Below are 317 nucleotides of genomic sequence, written 5' to 3' on the forward strand. Positions count from 1 at the left end.
CACCGCGTCGGCGGGCTGGAGAAGGCCGACGGACGCGGCTCGATCTCCTACGACCCGGACAACCACGACCGGATGGTCCGCCTGCGCCAGGCCAAGATCGACAGCATCCCGGTGCCCGACCTGCAGGTCGAGGACCCCTCCGGCGAGGCGGACGTGCTGGTGGTCGGCTGGGGCTCCACGTACGGGCCGATCGTCGCCGGGGCGCGGCGGGTCCGGAACATGGGCCACACGATCGCCACCGCGCACATCCGGCACCTCAACCCGCTGCCGGCCAACCTCGGCGAGGTCCTCGCCTCCTACCGCACCGTGCTGGTGCC

General features: G+C 72.9%; 1 pseudogene. It reads left to right on the forward strand.

The window, feature by feature from the left end:
* A pseudogene (locus ACL02T_RS35030) lies at positions 1–317 on the forward strand (2-oxoacid:acceptor oxidoreductase subunit alpha); the annotation flags it as partial.

It is taken from the genome of Pseudonocardia oceanicola, from assembly GCF_047200735.1.
GTDB lineage: Bacteria > Actinomycetota > Actinomycetes > Mycobacteriales > Pseudonocardiaceae > Pseudonocardia.